Source organism: Sorangium sp. So ce176, from assembly GCF_051519835.1.
Classification (GTDB): domain Bacteria; phylum Myxococcota_A; class Polyangia; order Polyangiales; family Polyangiaceae; genus Sorangium; species Sorangium cellulosum_G.
On the sequence record NZ_CP150371.1, the window covers coordinates 9,823,998 to 9,841,158 of the forward strand.

General features: G+C 69.5%; 17 protein-coding genes and 3 pseudogenes. 4 read left to right on the plus strand and 16 right to left on the minus strand.

Features of this window, described 5'->3' with window-relative positions; translation table 11 throughout:
• Positions 1-425 precede the first annotated feature (425 nt).
• Positions 426-1,649 (plus strand): MFS transporter, encoded by a 1,224-nt coding sequence (locus tag WMF42_RS37115; RefSeq protein ID WP_437687865.1) that lies wholly within the window; start codon positions 426-428, stop codon positions 1,647-1,649.
• 9 nt (positions 1,650-1,658) lie between these two features.
• On the opposite strand, the gene WMF42_RS37120 is transcribed toward WMF42_RS37115, so the two are convergent.
• The 10 genes and pseudogenes from WMF42_RS37120 to gnd form a co-directional block, all read right to left on the minus strand.
• Complete coding sequence (locus tag WMF42_RS37120; RefSeq protein WP_437694474.1) at positions 1,659-1,793, minus strand: alpha/beta fold hydrolase; 135 nt, start codon at positions 1,791-1,793, stop codon at positions 1,659-1,661.
• Positions 1,794-1,807: 14 nt separating this feature from the next.
• A pseudogene (locus tag WMF42_RS37125) lies at positions 1,808-2,161 on the minus strand (alpha/beta fold hydrolase); the annotation flags it as partial.
• Positions 2,162-2,191: 30 nt separating this feature from the next.
• Positions 2,192-3,451 carry an extracellular solute-binding protein gene (locus WMF42_RS37130; protein WP_437687867.1) on the minus strand — a complete coding sequence of 420 codons (1,260 nt, stop codon included), beginning with the start codon at positions 3,449-3,451 and terminating at the stop codon, positions 2,192-2,194.
• Between the two features lie 167 nt (positions 3,452-3,618).
• Entirely contained in the window at positions 3,619-4,629 is a 1,011-nt protein-coding gene (locus WMF42_RS37135; RefSeq protein WP_437687868.1) for a DUF6585 family protein, read from the minus strand.
• A 162-nt stretch (positions 4,630-4,791) separates the two neighbouring features.
• Positions 4,792-5,526 (minus strand): NAD(P)-binding protein, encoded by a 735-nt coding sequence (locus WMF42_RS37140; protein WP_437687870.1) that lies wholly within the window; start codon positions 5,524-5,526, stop codon positions 4,792-4,794.
• 184 nt (positions 5,527-5,710) lie between these two features.
• A complete protein-coding gene (locus tag WMF42_RS37145; protein ID WP_437687872.1) occupies positions 5,711-7,108 on the minus strand; it encodes a mercuric reductase in 1,398 nt (465 codons plus the stop codon).
• 16 nt (positions 7,109-7,124) lie between these two features.
• The gene (locus WMF42_RS37150) at positions 7,125-7,982 is read right to left on the minus strand and encodes a Cof-type HAD-IIB family hydrolase (protein ID WP_437687874.1); all 858 of its coding nucleotides are present in this window, start codon (positions 7,980-7,982) and stop codon (positions 7,125-7,127) included.
• A gap of 4 nt (positions 7,983-7,986) precedes the next feature.
• The gene (tkt, locus tag WMF42_RS37155) at positions 7,987-10,083 is read right to left on the minus strand and encodes a transketolase (RefSeq protein ID WP_437687876.1); all 2,097 of its coding nucleotides are present in this window, start codon (positions 10,081-10,083) and stop codon (positions 7,987-7,989) included.
• On the minus strand, positions 10,080-11,474 hold the full coding sequence (gene zwf / locus WMF42_RS37160) for a glucose-6-phosphate dehydrogenase (protein ID WP_437687878.1): 1,395 nt from the start codon (positions 11,472-11,474) through the stop codon (positions 10,080-10,082). The genes tkt and zwf overlap by 4 nt, the downstream gene beginning before the upstream one ends.
• Complete coding sequence (gene gnd, locus WMF42_RS37165) at positions 11,471-12,484, minus strand: phosphogluconate dehydrogenase (NAD(+)-dependent, decarboxylating) (RefSeq protein ID WP_061607525.1); 1,014 nt, start codon at positions 12,482-12,484, stop codon at positions 11,471-11,473. The genes zwf and gnd overlap by 4 nt, the downstream gene beginning before the upstream one ends.
• A gap of 512 nt (positions 12,485-12,996) precedes the next feature.
• On the opposite strand from gnd, the gene WMF42_RS37170 reads away from it, so the two are divergent.
• Positions 12,997-13,674 carry a DNA alkylation repair protein gene (locus WMF42_RS37170; RefSeq protein WP_437687880.1) on the plus strand — a complete coding sequence of 226 codons (678 nt, stop codon included), beginning with the start codon at positions 12,997-12,999 and terminating at the stop codon, positions 13,672-13,674.
• Positions 13,675-13,860: 186 nt separating this feature from the next.
• On the opposite strand, the gene WMF42_RS37175 is transcribed toward WMF42_RS37170, so the two are convergent.
• The 4 genes and pseudogenes from WMF42_RS37175 to WMF42_RS37190 all read right to left on the minus strand — a co-directional run bounded on the left by WMF42_RS37175 (position 13,861) and on the right by WMF42_RS37190 (position 15,855).
• Positions 13,861-14,319 (minus strand): GNAT family N-acetyltransferase, encoded by a 459-nt coding sequence (locus WMF42_RS37175; RefSeq protein ID WP_061612498.1) that lies wholly within the window; start codon positions 14,317-14,319, stop codon positions 13,861-13,863.
• A gap of 2 nt (positions 14,320-14,321) precedes the next feature.
• A pseudogene (locus WMF42_RS37180) lies at positions 14,322-14,513 on the minus strand (VOC family protein); the annotation flags it as partial.
• Positions 14,514-14,620: 107 nt separating this feature from the next.
• Positions 14,621-15,229 carry a GyrI-like domain-containing protein gene (locus tag WMF42_RS37185; protein WP_437687883.1) on the minus strand — a complete coding sequence of 203 codons (609 nt, stop codon included), beginning with the start codon at positions 15,227-15,229 and terminating at the stop codon, positions 14,621-14,623.
• A gap of 386 nt (positions 15,230-15,615) precedes the next feature.
• Positions 15,616-15,855: an alpha/beta fold hydrolase gene (locus WMF42_RS37190; protein WP_081427016.1), complete on the minus strand. Its 240-nt coding sequence runs from the start codon at positions 15,853-15,855 to the stop codon at positions 15,616-15,618.
• Between WMF42_RS37190 and WMF42_RS37195 the strand changes: the two genes are divergently transcribed.
• Complete coding sequence (locus WMF42_RS37195) at positions 15,815-15,958, plus strand: hypothetical protein (RefSeq protein WP_199694324.1); 144 nt, start codon at positions 15,815-15,817, stop codon at positions 15,956-15,958. The genes WMF42_RS37190 and WMF42_RS37195 overlap by 41 nt on opposite strands.
• Positions 15,959-15,982: 24 nt before the next feature.
• On the opposite strand, the pseudogene WMF42_RS37200 reads toward WMF42_RS37195, so the two are convergent.
• Positions 15,983-16,088: pseudogene (locus WMF42_RS37200) on the minus strand (dihydrofolate reductase family protein); the annotation flags it as partial.
• A gap of 173 nt (positions 16,089-16,261) precedes the next feature.
• On the minus strand, positions 16,262-16,657 hold the full coding sequence (locus tag WMF42_RS37205) for a GFA family protein (RefSeq protein ID WP_437687885.1): 396 nt from the start codon (positions 16,655-16,657) through the stop codon (positions 16,262-16,264).
• A 104-nt stretch (positions 16,658-16,761) separates the two neighbouring features.
• Between WMF42_RS37205 and WMF42_RS37210 the strand changes: the two genes are divergently transcribed.
• Positions 16,762-17,121, plus strand: a complete 360-nt coding sequence (locus WMF42_RS37210; RefSeq protein WP_437687887.1) for a hypothetical protein — start codon at positions 16,762-16,764, stop codon at positions 17,119-17,121.
• Positions 17,122-17,161 lie beyond the last annotated feature (40 nt).

Here is a 17,161-nt window from a genome sequence, read left to right on the forward strand (position 1 = left end):
GTATCCCTCGCCCAGGCGAGGTACACGTCGCCCGACGGAGCATGCCCGAAGTCGGGGCGCCCCTCGTCGCCGAGCAGGACGCTCGACGATCGTGGGCGCGCCAAACGTGCTCCCGGAATCCTCGGAGATCAGGAGCTCCGTGACCTCGCCGATGCCCGTCAGCCCGAGCCCGCCCTCGAACGTCCGCTCTCGGAGGACGCGGATCCGCTATACTGGATTCCCCTTGCTGCGCCAGCAGCGGGCGCGTGCTGCGCGTGTGCTGCTGGCGCAGCAGGCGGCGCGCGGCGCGGCGTGACGAGCAGCCGTGGCGTGGGCCTGCTCCGGCTCGGGAGCGTGATTTGCAGGGCGCCCGCGCGGCAGTACCCCCCGACTCGGCACAGCGGGCGAACGCGCCGATCGACCGGCAGCTCGCCTCGGTTCGCGTGATGACCTCTTCGCCTCCTCTCCCCCAGCGTTATCTTCTCGGCTTCATGGTGCTCGGCCTGCTCGCGGGCACGAGCAACGGCGTGGCCAAGGTGGTCCTGCCGCTGTACGCCGCCTCGCTCCACGCCTCCCCCTGGCAGATCGGCCTTGTCGGCGGCCTGCAGTTCACCGGCATGCTGCTGCTCTCGATGCCTGTCGGAGGCTTGATCGACCGCCACGGCAGCCGGCCGCTGTTCCGCTTCGGCGGCCTCGCGGGCGCGGCGCTGTACCTGATCGGCTTCACCCGGATGGATCGGCCCTGGCAGCTCATCGCGGGCGTGGTCCTCTTCGGGCTGCTCAACCCGTTTCGCATGGTCGCGACCCAGACCGAGTTTCTTCACCTGCTCCCTCGCCTCGGCCCGCGCAAGGCAGGCTGGCAGCGCGCGTCCCACTCGCTCGGCATGTTCTTCGTGGGCCCGATGCTCGGCGCGCAGCTCCTCGGCCTGCTCGGCTACACAGGCGTCTTCGTGGTGACCGGACTCGGGCTGCTGGCGACCGTCTTCGTCGGCGATCGCGTGCTCTCCGGGGCTCCCCCCGGCCGCGGGCGCTCGGCCACGCCGCTCGTCGAGCGCCTCCGTGGACAGGTCGGGATCATCCTGTCTCGCCGCGAGCTGCGCCAGAGCATGCTCATCGAGCTGTGTGGTCAGATGGCGATGTCCTACTTCGCCGTGTTCGTGGTGCTGATCGGGATACGCGAGTTCCACCTCTCGGTGCCGCAAGCCGCGAGCCTGGTGACCATCCAGGGCGCCGTGTTCGTGCTGACCTTGCTCCTCGCCGGGGGCGCCCTGTCGCCGCTGCGCGACGCTGCCCGCTACACCATCGCCTTTTCGCTGCTGCTCGCGACCGAGCTCCTGCTCGCGTTCCCCCTCGGCGTCGCGTCGCTGTGGCTCGGGGCGGTCTTGCTCGGGCTCGGGCTCGGCGTGCAGCACCTCACGAGCGTCAATCGCTTCGCGGCGCTCACAGCGGAGCTCGGCCGCGGGCGGGTGGGCGGTCTGTTCTCGCTCTCGGGGCCGGCCGGGAGCCTGATCGGCGCGGTGGCGGGCGGCTCGCTTGGGCAGCGCTTCGGCCTGCTCAGCGGCTTTCGCGTGCTCGCGGCGCTCTACGCGGTGCTGGTGCTGTGGCACGGGCGCGGCGCGCTGACCGGGAACGCCCAGCCCGTCGCGCTCGCCGAGGGCGAGCCGGAGTGACAGCAGCAGTCAAGCCAGCTCGCGCAAGAACGACAGGACCACCTCTCCCAGGCGCTCGGGTTGTTGAAATGGAAGGCCGTGGCCGGCGTCCTGCACCTGCTCGATCCGCAAGCGCGGATTGAGGCGCCGCAGCTCCGTTGCCATCTCGAGCGTGACGACGGGGCTGCTGTCACCGCCCCTCGGCTCGCCACCACCGCGGCTGTCATGCCGCCCATCGAGTGGCCCAGCAGAACCGGACGAGAGAGATCCAGGCCGCGGAGGAGGCCCACGACGTCGCTCGCGTGATCGTCGTACCTGTATCCGTGGTGCGGCGCGCTCGAGCCGCCGTGCCCTCTGGCGGCGGGCATGACGACGTCGAACTCACCTTCGAGCGCCCGCGCCAGGGGAGTCCAGCAGGCGCCGCTCCCCATCAACCCGTGGAGCAGAATGACGAAAGGCCTGGCGCCTCCAGTCCGGAGGTAGCGGATGCTGATGCCGTTCGTCTCGCAGACTCCGCTGATCCAGGTCGTCATGGAACCATCCCTGCCTGCCGCAGCAAGATGTCAGTCATTTCTCTTGATCCCGAGCGCGTTCGCCACGAGCCCACGTAAGACCCCGCTCTGCTTCGCGGCCGGCACCCCCTGGTTGGGATAACCGTCCGCGCCGCCGACGTACCCCTGGAGCTGGTTGTAGATGGGGTCAGCCTGGACATCGGGACGCTCGAACGCTGCCCGGGTGGCAGGCAGGAGATATCGTGGCTTTGCGTCCTGGCCCCCATCGCGGGAGAGCAGGACCGTCTCGTAGACCCTCGCGTCCGTGTAGAAGGTCGCGAACCTGGCAGCAGCATCCTTGCACTCCGCAGCGCTGCACCGAGGCGACAGGACGAGCGCATCGGTGAACAGGAGGAGGCGGTCTGTCTGGCCAAGCGCCGCCGGCACGATCGTCACCTTGTCAGGGTCTGTGCCCTTGCGCGCAGCCTCGTTCAGCCGCTCCGAGTACCCGAACAGCGCGTCGACGCGCCCTGCGGCGAAGGCCTCCGCGGCGTCATCGGCGCAGTGGTTCTTTCCCTCGTGGGTACACGCCCGACCAACCTTCATCAGATTCGCCTCGACATCCCTGTCGAGCCTGGCGTGCGTCGTCGCCTCCGATGCTGACGCGGTGGGGTGCGCATCGACATAGGCGTCGAGGTACAACATGACAGACTCCCAGCTACCGTCCATGTCGCCCGCCACGTCGACGCTTTCCGCTCGCCCGGCAGTGGCAAGCGTCCTGAGAAGCTGGTCGAGAGACGAGGCCGCCTTGATCTGGGGCAAGTTGCTCATGAAGAAGTGCCCGCACGTCCAGTGAGGCACGCCATACGTCGTGCCATCCACTTGAACCGCCCGTCGGGTGAACTCGAGGAACCCGGGGTCGGGGATCGTGAACGGTAGCACGGCCTTCCGCTTCACCAGCTCGCCCAGGATCATCGTATCGACCTCGACGAGGTGCTGGAAGTCGGGCGAGCTCGCATCGGTCAGCGCCTGGCCAGTCTTCTCCCACTCGTACGACAGGTCGCCGACGTACTCGTTCGGCTTCCAGTCATGGGACTTCGCAGGGTCGCGAACGACGAGATCAACCGTGGGATTCGACCTTTCGAACTCCTCTTCGATCCACCTGACGTAGGACGTATCGCCAGGGATCCACGGGAAGAGCGACACCTTCAGCCGAAAACGACTGGCGGCTGGGGTGGTGGGCGGCGCGGCGTGCTCCGCGGCGCCTGAGGCATTCGGGCTGGCTTGCGAGCCGCCGCATGCGACGTTGAAGGCACAGAGCATCCAGATCATCGATCTTCGAAGCATTGGTTCTCCGTTGACCTCTTTGGCGAGGCCGGCTGGGGAGCGGGATGGGCTGGCAACGGCGGTCGCCCCATGGACCGAAGAAAGGGCCTGCGGCCGCTGGTCGGGCGGCGGTCTCTCCGGTCCGGCTCACGGCTCGAGCTCTGACATGAACGTCACAGGCGCGGGCCGCGCAGCAGCGACGCGAGGCCCTTGTAGAAGCGGAACGCTCCGAAGAGGATGGCCCCCCACGCGAGGATGTACGAGTTGCTGACCGCCGAGTAGGTCGCCAGGGTGAAGGCGATGCCCGCGACGCAGAAGAGGCCGCCGACGAGCATCTCCCGCAGCGCCCACTCGTTGTCTCCCTGTGCGGCCTGGGCGCGCAGCTTCTCGTCCCCGGAGGTGAAAGGCACGAGGAGCGGATCGTCGACTCGCGTCTTTGCCGCGCACTGCTCGACAAGACCAACGAATACTCCGGGGTTGGGGATGCGGTCGAGGCGTATGGTGCGCCAGGCCATGATCGGAAAGCGGCGATAGAGGCGCACGCGCGCGTGCGACACGACGGCCAGCCGGATCTCGCCCCACATCATCCGCGCACCGCCGACCGTGACCCCCGCGCTATCGAGCTGGATCTTCCCGAACGTGAGCACCTCACCTTCCCCGAGCGCCCGCCGAGCTTCGACGAGCAGCGGCCCGGAGCACCCGCGCAACACGCTGATGGCGAGCGTGCCACCGTCGTTGACCGCGAGGGGCAAGCGGTGCTCCTCACCGGAGTAGTCAACAAGGCGGAGGGCGCCGAGGTACGCCCCCGCCTGATTATGAATTGGACGGATCTCGTACCACACCTCGTTCACGTCATCGAACGTGACGACCCGCCGGGTGCCTCGTCGCAGCAGGACCAATCCCTGCGCGTGCAGCGCCGCCGACCACCCGCGGTTGCGCAGCGGCTCCCAGGAGAGGATCGCGAGCGTGACCGCCGCAAGGGCGACGAGGATGGTCCGTGACGCACCACCCGCGGCGCCGATAGCGACGATAAGGGCCGCGATCAGGATCGGGCCGAGGAGGGCCCGGCGCAGCGGCGGGGGCGCGTGGACGGAGCGCAGACTCCCGAGCCGGGCCGCCTCCGACTGCTGCGGGACGGGGTCGGGCTCGACCGGCGAGGGCTCACGGTAGGGTCGCGCAGGCACAAGCATCTCCTACCACGGAGGACGGCGGGCGGGCGGGCGAGGGTGAAGCTGCCGCGGTCCAGAGTAGATGCGTGTTCCGTCCAAACCGCCGTCGGATTCACGGAGCAAGCCCTCCCTCAAGCAGGGTTCGGCGGCCCAGTCGAACAGAGCCTCGCTCATGCATCAGCGTATGGCAACCTGGGCAGAGCAGAGCGAGCTTCTCGAGGGAGTGATCGCCTCCACTCGAGAACAGAACGATGTTGTGTCGCTCCAGGATACGCTCGATCTCCTCTTCGCCCGCGCGCTCACCCGCCCTCGGAGGTGGCCCCGATGCGCCGGGGCGGCGAGGTGCTCTTCCCCGGCACGACGCGCGACGTGCCGGGGTGGAGCGACGGGGTCCCCCGCGTCAGGCGTGGCTCGCGATGAAGCGGGCCGTCGCCTCGGGCGACCGAGCGCCCGCTGGCGCTCCCGGGTCAGCGGGGAGAGCGCGACGGTGCTGGGCAGGCGCCCCGCCCGGATCTCGTCCGGCGCGCGCTCCTCGTACAGGCTCACGTCGAGTCCCTCCTTCTGGAGGTGCAGCGCGAGGTGCAGGCCGGCCATGCCGGCGCCGACGATTGCAATGGTGGGCATCCTTGTCCTCCTCGTCCTTCTCACCTGGTCGGTGCGGGCTTCACGGCGAGGGCCGCCGGGCGCTCGGCGCCCCCGACAGCGGCGACGTCGCGGGAGCGGATCGCGCCGGCGAAGGCCCCTCGCGCGACGGCCCCATTTCAGAGGACCACACCGCTGCGCGGAACGCGCGTGTCGTCCTCGAGTGAGGCCGTGAATTTCTCCTCGGCGGCCTCGATCAGGACGGGTATTGTGGAGGAGCACAGTAGAGTGGCCCACCGTCGTCGGGAGGGGGATGTGGGGAATCCACATCGAGGAGCAGCGTTGAGGCGACTGCCCTCGGGTGTGTCCTCGCGAGCCGGAATGCACATCGACCCGTCCGCCGCACGGCCCTGGACCGTCGTCGCGCAGGACGGGCGCGACGGCGCGCCGACCTCGGCAACCACGGGCAGCTCGGACGCGGGGACGTGGCCGGCGTGGGCTGCGCGGACGGCGGCTACGTGGAGCTGGCCGGCACCTTTGCGAACAGCGCGCCGAGGCCTTCGGCCATCGTCGGGTGCGCCAGGACGGCGTCCCGCAGCCCTGTGTAGGGCATGCCGGCCAGCATCGCGATCTGCACCACGGCGACAACCTCCCCGGCCTCCGCGCCGAGCATGGTGAAGCCGAGGATGCTGTCGCTCCGCGCGTCGACGAGGGCCTTCATGAAGCCCTGCGTCTCGCCGGTCGTCGCCGCCCGCAGCACGTTGCTCATCGGCAGCGTGGCGATGCGCGCCTCGACCCCACCGCTCTCGGCCTCGCGCTCGTTCAGGCCGACACGCGCGAGCGGCGGGTCGGTGAACATGCAGAAGGGGACCAGCCTGTCGCGCGTGGTCCGGTGGCCCCCGGCCTGGTTGTCGCGGACGACGCGGAAGTCGTCGATGGCGACGTGGGTGAACTGCGGGCTGCCGGCGCACTCGCCCATCGCCCATACCCCGGGCGCGGTGGTCTCCAGCCGATCGTTGACCTTGATGTAGCCGCGATCGTCGAGCTCGACCCCGGCTGTCTCGAGGCCAATCCCGGCCGTGTCGGGCGTGCGCCCCACCGCGACAAGGAGATCGCTCCCCTCGATGGTCCGCTCGCCGTCCGGCGTGCGCGCGCGCAGGCTGACGTGGTCGCCGGACCGGCCCTGCACCCGCAGCAGATGAGCCGACAGCCGCACCTCGATCCCCTCGCCCTCGAGGATCTGGCGGAGCGCCCCCGCGACGTCGGGGTCCTCGCGAGGGGCGAGCTGCGGCGCGCGGCTGATGAGGGTGACGCGGCTCCCGAATCGACGGTACGCCTGCGCGAGCTCGAGGCCCACGTAGCCCCCGCCGAGCACGAGGAGGTGCTCGGGGAGCCTGCCGAGGTCCAGCGCCTCGACGTGCGTGAGCGGCGCCGCGGACGAGAGGCCAGGGACGTCCGGGATCGTGGCGCGCGTCCCCAGGTTGAGGAACACGCGATCGCCCCTCAGCACGCGTGTCTTGCCGTCGGATTGCACCTCGAGGGTCTTCGGCGCGACGAACCGCCCCGCGCCGATGATCAGGTCGGCGCCGCTCGCGCGGAAATTCTCCAGGTGACGGGCGACCTGCGCCTCGACCATGGTGCGCTTGCGCTGCCGCACGCGCGCCATGTCGACCGCGACGGGGCCGGTGATCGTGCCGTACGCGGCCGCGTGCCGCGCCAGGTCGGCGACCTTGGCGCTCCAGATCTCGTTCTTGCTCGGGAGACAGTTGGTGTTGGGGCACGAGCCGCCGATCATGCGGCGCTCCCGCTCCACGACGGCCGTACGCGCCCCGGCCGGGGACATGTCCCAGGCCACGTGTTTTCCGCCGGCGCCGCTGCCGAGAACGAGGATGTCGAACTGCTCGGGAGACATGAGGCCCTCCTGGTTTTCAGGTTTGTTGGCGCTGACCCTGTCGCGGTGACGCGTCGGCGCGCGCGCCGAGGACGAACCTGTCGACGGCGCACGCGAACCCCTCTTCGTCGTTCGACGAGGTGACGTGGCGCGCGCAGCGTTGCACGTCGGGGCTGGCGTTCCCCATCGCGATGCTCAGCCCCGCCAGCCCGAACATGAGCACGTCGTTCGGCATGTCACCGATGCAGGCGACCTGCGAGAGCGGGACGCCGAGCGTGCGCGACAGCCACCGCAGCGCCGCCGCCTTGTTCGCGTCGGGGTGGGTCACGTCGAGATAGTAAGGCTGCGATCGCGCCGCGGACACCTGTGCTCCGAAGCGCTGACGCAGCTCGCCCTCGCAGCGTGCGACAAGGGCGAGGTCGTCGCTGACGCCGACGATCTTGACGGCGCCCTCGAGGGCGCCGCCGAGATCGTCGATGACGATGGGCGCGAACTGCACTGTCTGCTCCTCGCGCGTGACGTGCGGCGCGTCGCGGCGGCGGATGAACCAGTCGCTGCCGCGGTAGACCCAGACGTCCAGGCCAGCGCTCGCGAGCGCCGTCACGACCTCCTCGGCGACGGTGACAGGCAGGCAGCGTTGCTCGAGCACCTCGGCGAGATCGGGCGTCACGAACATGCCGCCGTTGAACGCGATGACGGGCGTCGCCAGCGCGAGCGGTCCGTTCAGCATCGCCATCCCGCGCGGCGGGCGACCGCTGATGATGGCGAGCCCTACACCGGCCGAACGCAGCCGCTCGACCGACGCGAGGGCGCGATCGGTGAGGCGCTTGTCCGAGGTGACGAGGGTGCCGTCGACGTCGGTGAGGAGCAGCTTGATCGCAGGGTACGAGTCCATGGGCTCACGACCCCCGTGACGGGCTCGTCGGCGGCAGCGGGCCTGTCAGCCTTTCGAGGAGCGCGAGGGCCCGCGCCACGACGTGATCGATAGAGAAACCGTACTCCTTCATCACGAGATCGCCGGGCGCCGACGCCCCGAACCTGTCGACGGAGAGGATGTCGCCGTCCGGGCCGACCCAGCGCTCCCAGCCGAACGATCGGGCGGCTTCCACCGCGAGCCTCGCCTTCACCGCGCGGGGCAGCACGCTCTCGCGGTACGCCGCGCTCTGCTGCGCGAAGAGCTCCCACGACGGCATCGACACGAGGCGCACCCGGACGCCGCGCTGGCGCAGGGCCGGCTCGGCGGCGACGATGAGCGGCACCTCGGAGCCGGTCCCGATCAGGATGAGCTCGGGATCGGCCTCGCCTCGATTGAGCACGTACGCGCCCCGGCGCAGCTCCTCGGCCGGGGCCAGGGCGCCGCGATCGAGGGTCGGTACGCTCTGGCGCGAGAGGATGAGCGCTATCGGCGTGTCGTGGGTCTCGATGGCCACCTGCCAGGCGCAGCGGGTCTCGTTGGCGTCGCCCGGGCGCAGCACGATCAGCCCCGGGATGGCGCGCAGGCTGGCGATCTGCTCCACCGGCTCGTGTGTCGGTCCGTCCTCGCCGACGCCGATGCTGTCGTGCGTGTAGACCCAGATCGACCGCAGCCGGGCGATGGCCGAGAGCCGGATAGGCGGGCGCATGTAGTCGGCGAAGACCAGGAACGTCGCGCCGAAGGGGATGAAGCCGCCGTGATAGACAAGGCCGTTGACGATCGCCCCCATCGCGTGCTCGCGGACGCCGAAGTGGATGTTGCGCCCCGCGTAACCCCAGCCGCCGCCGACGACCCCGTCCACCCCCTCACGTTGCCGTGCCGGTGACTCCAGGTCGCCGCCCTCCTTGAGCCACGTGAACGTCGAAGGATCCAGGTCACCCGAGCCGCCGACGAGCTCCGGCACCGTCTTCGCCAGCGCTTGCAGCACGGCCTCGGAGGCCTTGCGGGTGGCCATCCCTCGGGCATCGGCGGGCCACCTGGGCAGGCCCTCGTCCCAGCCGGCAGGGAGCTCTGCGCTGAAGCGCCGCTCGATCTCCTGCGCCAGCTCGGGATGCGCCCTGGCGTAGGCGGCGAAGCGCTGGTCCCAGTCCCTGTGCAGGGCCTCGCCGCGCTCCGCGACGGAGCGGAAGCGCGCGCGCGCCTCGGCCGGGATGTGGAAGGGCGGATCCTCGGGCCAGCCGAGGTTGCGCTTTGTCTTCTTTACCTCCTCCGTGCCCAGCGGGTTACCGTGCGCGTGCCACGAGCCGGCGAGATCGGGCGAGCCGTAGGCCATCACCGTCCTGACCACGATCAGCGACGGTCGCGCCCTGGCCCCCTTCGCCGCCTCGATCGCGCGCGAGATGGCCGCCAGATCGTTGCCGTCGTCGACCTCTTGCACGTGCCAGCCGTAGGCGCTGTAGCGGGCCGCCACGTCCTCCGTGAACGTGAGCGAGGTGGTGCCCGAGAGCGTGACGCGGTTCGAGTCATAGAGGACGATGAGCTTGCCGAGGTCCAGGTGACCCGCCAGCGAAGCCGCCTCCGCCTGCACGCCCTCCATGAGGTCGCCGTCGCTCGCGAGCGCGTAGGTGTGGTGGTTGAACACCTCGTGACCCGGGCGGTTGTAGCGCGCAGCCAGGTGCGCCTCGGCGATGGCCATGCCCACCGCATTCGCGATCCCCTGTCCGAGCGGCCCCGTCGAGGCCTCGACGCCTCTCGTGAGGTGGCTCTCGGGGTGGCCGGGCGTCAGGCTCTGCCATTGACGGAAGCGCTGGAGTTGCTCGAGGGTCATCTCCTGATAGCCCACGAGGTGCATGAGGGCATACAGGAGCGCCGAGGCGTGGCCGGCCGAGAGCACGAAGCGATCGCGATCGATGAAGCCCGGATCGGCCGGGTCCCTGCGGATGAAGCGCGTCGCCAGCACGTAGGCCATCGGCGCCGCGTCGAGCGGCATGCCGGGGTGGCCGGAGTTTGCGTGCTGCACCATGTCGACAGCGAGGAACCGGAGGGTGTTGACGCAGAGCCTGTCGATCTCTTCCTGGTTCATGCCGCCGCCCTCGGAGGGATCGGCCTTTGCCAGCCGCCGTGCACCGCCGCCACCAGACGATCGGCCTCCGCGGGTCCCCAGGTGCCCGGTTCGTAGGAGAGAGGCAGGGTCGGCGCGTCGAGGACGGGCTCGACGATGCGCCACTGTGCCTCGATGGCGTCCTCGCGCGCGAACAGGCTTGTGTCGCCCCGCATCGCGTCGCCCAGGAGCCGCTCGTAGGCCAGCATGTCGTGCGCCTGCCCCTCCGATGCAAGGAGCTCCACGTCGCGGCCCACCATGGCCTCGCCGGGGCGCTTGACGTGCACGCCCACCGCGATGGCGGTCACGTCGGGGCCGATACGGAAGCGGAGGTACTCGGGCGGCGCCGAGCGCTCGCGGTAGATGTCGCGCGGCGGTCGCTTGAGCTGCACGCGCACCTCGAAGGCGCTGGTCGGGAGGCGCTTGCCCGCGCGCAGGAAGAACGGCACATCCGCCCACCGCCATGTGTCGATGCGCAGCTTCATGGCTGCAAACGTCTCGACGTTCGAGTCGGCGGCGACGCCCGGCTCCTCCCTGTAGCCGCGAAACTGGCCCCGCACGACGTGCTCGGGGTCGAGCGGCGCCATGGCCTTCAGGATGCGCGCCTTCTCGTCGCGGATCGCCTCGACGTCCTCCCTGGAGGGCGGGTCCATGGCCAGGATGGCCGTCACCTGCAGCACGTGGTTCTGGATGACGTCGCGGATCGCGCCCGTCTCCTCGTAAAACCTGCCACGCCCCTGGACGCCGAAGCTCTCGGCCATGCTGATCTGCACGCTGTCGACGTTGTCGCGGTCGAGCACGCGCTCCAGGAAGCGGTTGGTGAACCGGAAATAGAGCAGGTTCAGGACCGGCTCTTTTCCGAGGTAGTGGTCGATGCGGAAGATCGACGGTTCAGGGAACGCTTCGTGGAGCGTGGCGTTGAGGGCGCGCGCCGAGGCGAGGTCGCGCCCGAACGGCTTCTCCACAGCGACCCGCGCTCGACCGGCGCAACCCGACGTGCCGAGGCCGCGGATCACGGAGGCGAAGGCGCTCGGCGGGATGGCGAGGTAGTGCAGAGGGCGCTCGGCCCGCCCGAGCTCGCGGCGCAGGGCATGAAAGGTCGCGACGTCGGCGTAGTCGCCGGGAACGTAGCGCAGGAGCGAGCAGAGCTTCGCGAAGCTGTCGCGATCGACGCCGCCATGGTGCTCGAGGCTGTCGCGGGCGCGGGCGCGGAGCTGGTCGACGGTCCATGGCGATCGCGCGGTGCCGATCACCGGCACGCTCAGCGCGCCCGTGCGGACCATCGCCTGCAGCGCCGGGAAGATCTGCTTGTACGCGAGATCGCCCGTGGCGCCGAAGAACACAAGGGCGTCGGAGCGCAGCGGGACTGTCATGGACGCTTCTCCTCGTGCCCGCCGAACCCGAAGCGCATCGCCGACATGACCCGGTCGGAGAACTCCGCCTCGCCGCGAGAGGCGAAGCGCTCGCTGATGGCTGTCGCGAGGATCGGTATCGGCACGCTCTCGTCGATCGCGGCCTTGAGCGTCCAGCGCCCTTCGCCGGAGTCGGAGACGCGGCCGGTGAAGTCGCGCAGATCGGGGTCGCGCGCCAGGGCCGCGGCCGTGAGATCGAGCAGCCAGGAGGCGATGACGCTGCCCCGGCGCCACACCTCGGCGATGTCGCGCAGGTCGAGGTCGTATCGATAGAGCTCGGGCTCCGGCAGGGGAGCCGTCTCGGCGTCGACGGGACGCGCCTCGTTTCCGGCGTTCGCGCGGCGGAGGACATTGAGCCCCTCGGCGTACGCGGCCATGAGCCCGTACTCGATCCCGTTGTGTACCATCTTGACGAAGTGGCCCGCGCCGTTCGGTCCGCAGCGCACGTAGCCGTGTTCGGCGGCCGTGGGCGCGCCGTGGCGCCCCGGCGTGCGCGGCGCCGCCTCGAAGGGCGGAGCCAGCGCGGCGAAGATGGGCTCGAGCCGCTCCACAACGTCGGCGTCGCCGCCGATCATCTGACAGTAGCCGCGCTCCTTGCCCCAGACACCGCCCGAGGTGCCCACGTCGACATGGCGAACGCCGGCCGCGGCGAGCGTTCTGGCGCGGCGGATGTCGTCACGGTAGTGCGAGTTGCCACCGTCGATGATCACGTCGTCGCGTGACAGGAGCGGCGCCAGAGCCGTGATGGTGCCGTCGACGGCCGCCGCGGGCACCATGAGCCAGATCGCGCGGGGCGGCTCGAGCTTCTTGGCCAGCTCCTCGAGCGAGCCGGCGCCGATCGCGCCCTGGCTCACCAGCTCTCGTACCCTGTCCGCGTTCCGATCGAAGGCGACGATCCGGTGGTCGGCCTGGAGAAGGCGCGCCACCATGCTGGCGCCCATCCGACCGAGCCCAACCATACCGAGTTTCATCCCCCCTCCCCTCCATCCATGCGAGCAGGGCGGCCGGCGCCCTGGCCTCGTTGCTCGTCGCTGTCGGCGCCGCGACCGTCGGCCAGCGCCTTGCCGAGCCGACGCCTAGCGACACCTAGGACGACGGGCGCCGGGTGCAAGCCCTGCGTGCCAGGGAAGTCGTCGCCTCTTCAGCCCGCCACTCCGGCCCGTCGAGCCCAGGGACCGCCGCCTGAACGCCGTCCCGCGCCGCGGTTACCGCGTGGGCAGCCTCGATCCGCGCGCGCCGGGAGCGCAGCTCGGACCGCGGGTCGGCTGTCGCTTCAGCAGGAAGCCCAGCGCCTCGGCCGCTGAGGCAGCAAGCTGGCGTGGCTCACGCGCTGCGTCGAGCTGGCTGACAGGCGCCGTCGCTCGTGCAAGGCCCGGACGCATCGGCGCTGAGCTCACAAGACTCGGCCAGGGAGAAGGAGGTTCGCGCCCGAGGCGACGCCGCGCTGCTAGACGGCGCCGGCGGATACGGCTAGCGCCAGTCCATGAAGCTCACCGACGTCCTGCGGGATCTCGCCGCGCTGGGCAACGAGAGGATGCGCGAGGTCAACGCCCGCGCCGGAGACGCTCACGGCGTGAACCTCACCCAGCTCCGCGCGCTCGCGAAGAAGCTGAAGGCTGACAACGCCCTGGCCGGCGCGCTGTGGCGTACAGGGGACCCCGACGCACGCCTCCTGGCGACGCTCGTGTTCAAGCCCAAGGCCTTCTCGGCGGACGAGCTGGACGCGATGGTCCAGGAGATCGGCTACCCCAAGCTGCTCGACTGGTTCATCGTCCACGTGGTGAAGGCGTCGGGCCACGTCGAGGCGCTGCGGGTCCGCTGGAAGGACTCCGCGAGCGCGCTTGTCGGGCGCGCTGGCTGGAGCCTGACGACGGACCGCGTCGTGAAGAGCCCTGCCGGCCTCGATCTCCCCGCGCTGCTCGACCAGATCGAGGCGGAGATGAAGACCGCGCCCGGCCCGAAGCAGTGGTCGATGAACCACTGCCTCGCCGAGATCGGCATCCGCAACCCCGGGTTGCGCGCCCGCGCGACGGCCATCGGCGAGCGGCTCGAGGTGCTCAAGGACTACCCGGCATCGCCGGGCTGCACGCCGCCGTTCGCGCCGATCTGGATCGCGGAGATGGTGCGGCGGCAGAAGGCAGAGAAGACGCGGGGCCGGTGAGGGCGCCGGCGGGCGCAACCGACCTCCACCCGATCGAGACCATGCTTCCGGTCCGGCCGGTCCTGGCACGATCCCCCGCTCGCCCAGCGGATCGGCGGTTCACCCGCGCGAGCCGAAGGCGAGCGCCGCGTGCACCCGCGCGTTGTGGAGCGGTCGCTGGACGCAACCGCCAGCTCGATCGTCGGCTCACAAACGCTTCATCATGGCTCGCTCGCCCGCCTCGCGGGACGGACCCAGGTCGATGAATCCGTGGCGGGCGTACAACGCGATGGCGCTGGGGTTGTGCTCCTTCACGTCGAGGCGGAGCTCACTTGCGCCCCGCTCGCGTGCCCATCGCACGATCTCCTCGACCAGCGCGTCTCCGACCCCGCGGCCGCGCACCTCCGGCGCCACCCACATGCTGATCAGCACGTAGGTGCCTTCGAGAGGCGCGCCTGTGGCCATGCCGACCGGCTCGCGGTCGACGTAGGCCACGAGGTTGTGGGAACCAGGCAGCTCCAGGCGCGCGCGCCAGCGCTCCTCGGACGCGTTTCCCCATTCCTCGAGCGTCGCCCCGAAAGCCTGGGGAGCGTCCGCGAGCGCGCGCAGCCTGAGGTCGCGCCAGACGGGCCACTCTTCAGACGACAAGGCCCGCAAGTCGATCATGGGTCACCTTGCGCCGGGCCAATGGGCCAGATGGTTGTTCCGCCGACAGGCTTACCTTCACCGTCGGTCCAGGTGAAAGCCGCGCCACCCCATTCCTGGACATCGATCCCGAGGTGCCGCTTGTACCAGGCCTGTAGTGCCGGAGCATCCTTGGCCTTGAAGAAGATGCCGCCGATGCCAGTGACTCGCTTCATGGAACCTCCGAGGACGTGTCGCGATGAGGGAGAGCGTGCTTCTGCGGCCTGCCGCCTGTATCAAACCATGCCGCGAAGCGGCGCCGGATCGAGCGATCTGTCGGCCATCACTCCATGGGCTGGCGGACGATGGTCTTCCACCTGGCTGGATCGGCGCGGCGTATGTCGCTGAGATACACCTCGTGGTGCTTTCCTGCTAGCACCGAGCGCGCACCAATGAAGTCATGGACTCGCTGGATGGTCGGCCCTTCTTCAGTGAAGGGGCCGACGTGAAGTATCTGAGCACATGATCCCTCGGTGAAGCTCTCCAGCCTGAGCGCGTCCACCGCGGGAAGCGCCTTCTTTCGCCTCACTTCCGTCATGGCCGCATGGATCACCACCTCCTCCACAAAATGAGGCTGCATGATCATCATCGTCCATTTCCACCTTGACCTATCATTGGAGGTGAAGACGGACATGTCATCCGACCACCAGAGGCCTTCGAGAGGCATGACCGCATAGTCAACCCCTTGCGCCCCCTTCTTCACCATGAACTTCGCCGTGTAGGAGACCGAGAACAGCGCTTCCACTGCCTCGGCATACACATGGGATGTGTTGGGGTCGCCCTCGCCGTCGATCATGAGGAACCGAAACGTCGGCACGTCAACCTGAACCACCTCCTTCGCGGATGCCTGGTAGAGATGTTTGAGCTCCCTCTTGAGATCAACCTTCGACACGAATGCACCTGATGACAGCCAACGTCTTGCCAATCAGCCGCGGGTCGCCCTGCCCGCCAGGGCGCTCGCGGCTGCATCACCGGGTCCGGCGGCACCCGCTCGTGGTCCGCCTCAGGCGCTCGATACCGGCGGAGCACGCGCGGGGCGCACAGGAAAGTTGCAAGAGCATCGCCTGGTGTCAAGCAAAAGTCAACATTGCTGTGCGCGCCGCGCGAGCAGCCGTCCGCTCCCGCCTGCCCGCCCAATGCTCACCGGCCCCCGCATACGCGCAACGTGGGCGCACCCTGTCTGGACCGGCCTGGGACGATGCCCGCCCGCCGAACGCCTTGCCTGTCACCCGTGGGCGCGGAGCGCCCGGCGGTGCGGCGGGGGGGCTGGTCCGCCCTTCATCTCTGTGCGGTTTCCTGGAGCGAGCCGAGCCACTTCAGCTCACGCAAGAACGACAGGACCACCTCTCCCAGACGCTCGGGTTGTTGAAATGGAAGGCCGTGGCCGGCGTCCTGTACCTGTTCGATCCGTACGCGTGGGTCATGGAGCAGAACGACGGGATACCCGGCGCCTCCAGCGCGGAGGTAGTGGATGTCGATGCCGTTCGTCTCGCAGACTCCGCTGATCCAGGTCGTCATGAAGGACCGCCGCGATGTCGACGTGGAGCTCGTCGAGGAGCCCAGCGTTCAGGCATTGCTGGATTGTGCCGGCGCCCGAAGCCCGCCTCGCCGCTCAGCCTGAATGTGACCCCCTGCTCACCCATCTCGATGTTCTCGACCGCGTGACGATGCAATTCTTCGTCCGGGAGAATCGCGCGATGATCGCAGCACCCGTCCCATGTGACGTTGATCGAATACCGAAGGGGTCGCATTGCGTGCGCCTGAAGCGGGCCAACGTTCGAGGTGAGGCGGGGCTGACGGCAAGGTACCATGGCCGCCGGAAGGATGCTACGCCCGACCTGGAGGCGGCCAGGGTGCCTCGCCGCTGGGCCTCGGCTCGACCGAGGGGTCGGGCGACGCTGCTGCTCGACCAAGCTCCTGGCCTTCAGCGCATGTGCTCGATGTCTTGCGGCATGACCACCCAGCCATGCATTCGCTCTTCATAGACCGAGAACGTCGGACCGGGGAAGGCCGGGTCCGCGAAGGCTCCCACCGGTATGGCGATCATGTCCTCGTGCCCGTCCATCACGTAATAGACGGTGGCGCCACATTCAGGACAGAACGTGAAGGTGCTCTTCGTTCCTTCGTCTCCGATCCGGACGAAGTCCTTCCCGTGCCCCTTTATCTTCACGTTCTCGCGGCTGAACCTGGCTTGAGCGCCGAAGACGCTTCCGGTCCTTCGCTGGCAGGCCAGGCAGTGACAGACGGACACGCGAATCGGGTCGCCTTCGACTTCGGCCGACAGGTTGCCGCAGCTGCAGCTTGCGATGTGATTTCTCATCGTAAATCCTCGACTTGCCGGCGGTTGTCGGCCCCTCCGAAGCGGGGAGGTGCCCTGCGACGGCCCGACCGATCCGCGGCATCGCCGTTCGGGCGGCGGCCGGGGTGCAGCGGGCGGCGTGCTGGAGGACCGCTCGGCCTGCTCCTGCGACGGGGCCCGGGGGCGACGGCGGTCATGGCGGCCCGGGGCGCGGCGGCGACGCGATCGGCATCGCCTACCTCGACGAGGACCGGCTCACTGTCGAGGGCGTCACGTCCGCGATGGGGTTGCCGGGCAAAGGCGGCATGAACTGGGACGACCAGGCCACGATGATCGCGGGCGTGGACGGCGTCGCCGTGGAGACGCTCCGGTGCAAGCGCCCGGCCAACGCCATCATGACCGTCCCCCTCCCCACGGCGAGAAGGTGCCGGGGAGCGGAGCGTGAGGTGAGCGGCGGAGCGATGGGCGCGCGCCGGAGACGATAACGTGCTTGTGATGAGCGTGGCTTGACGTCGCATTTGCTCG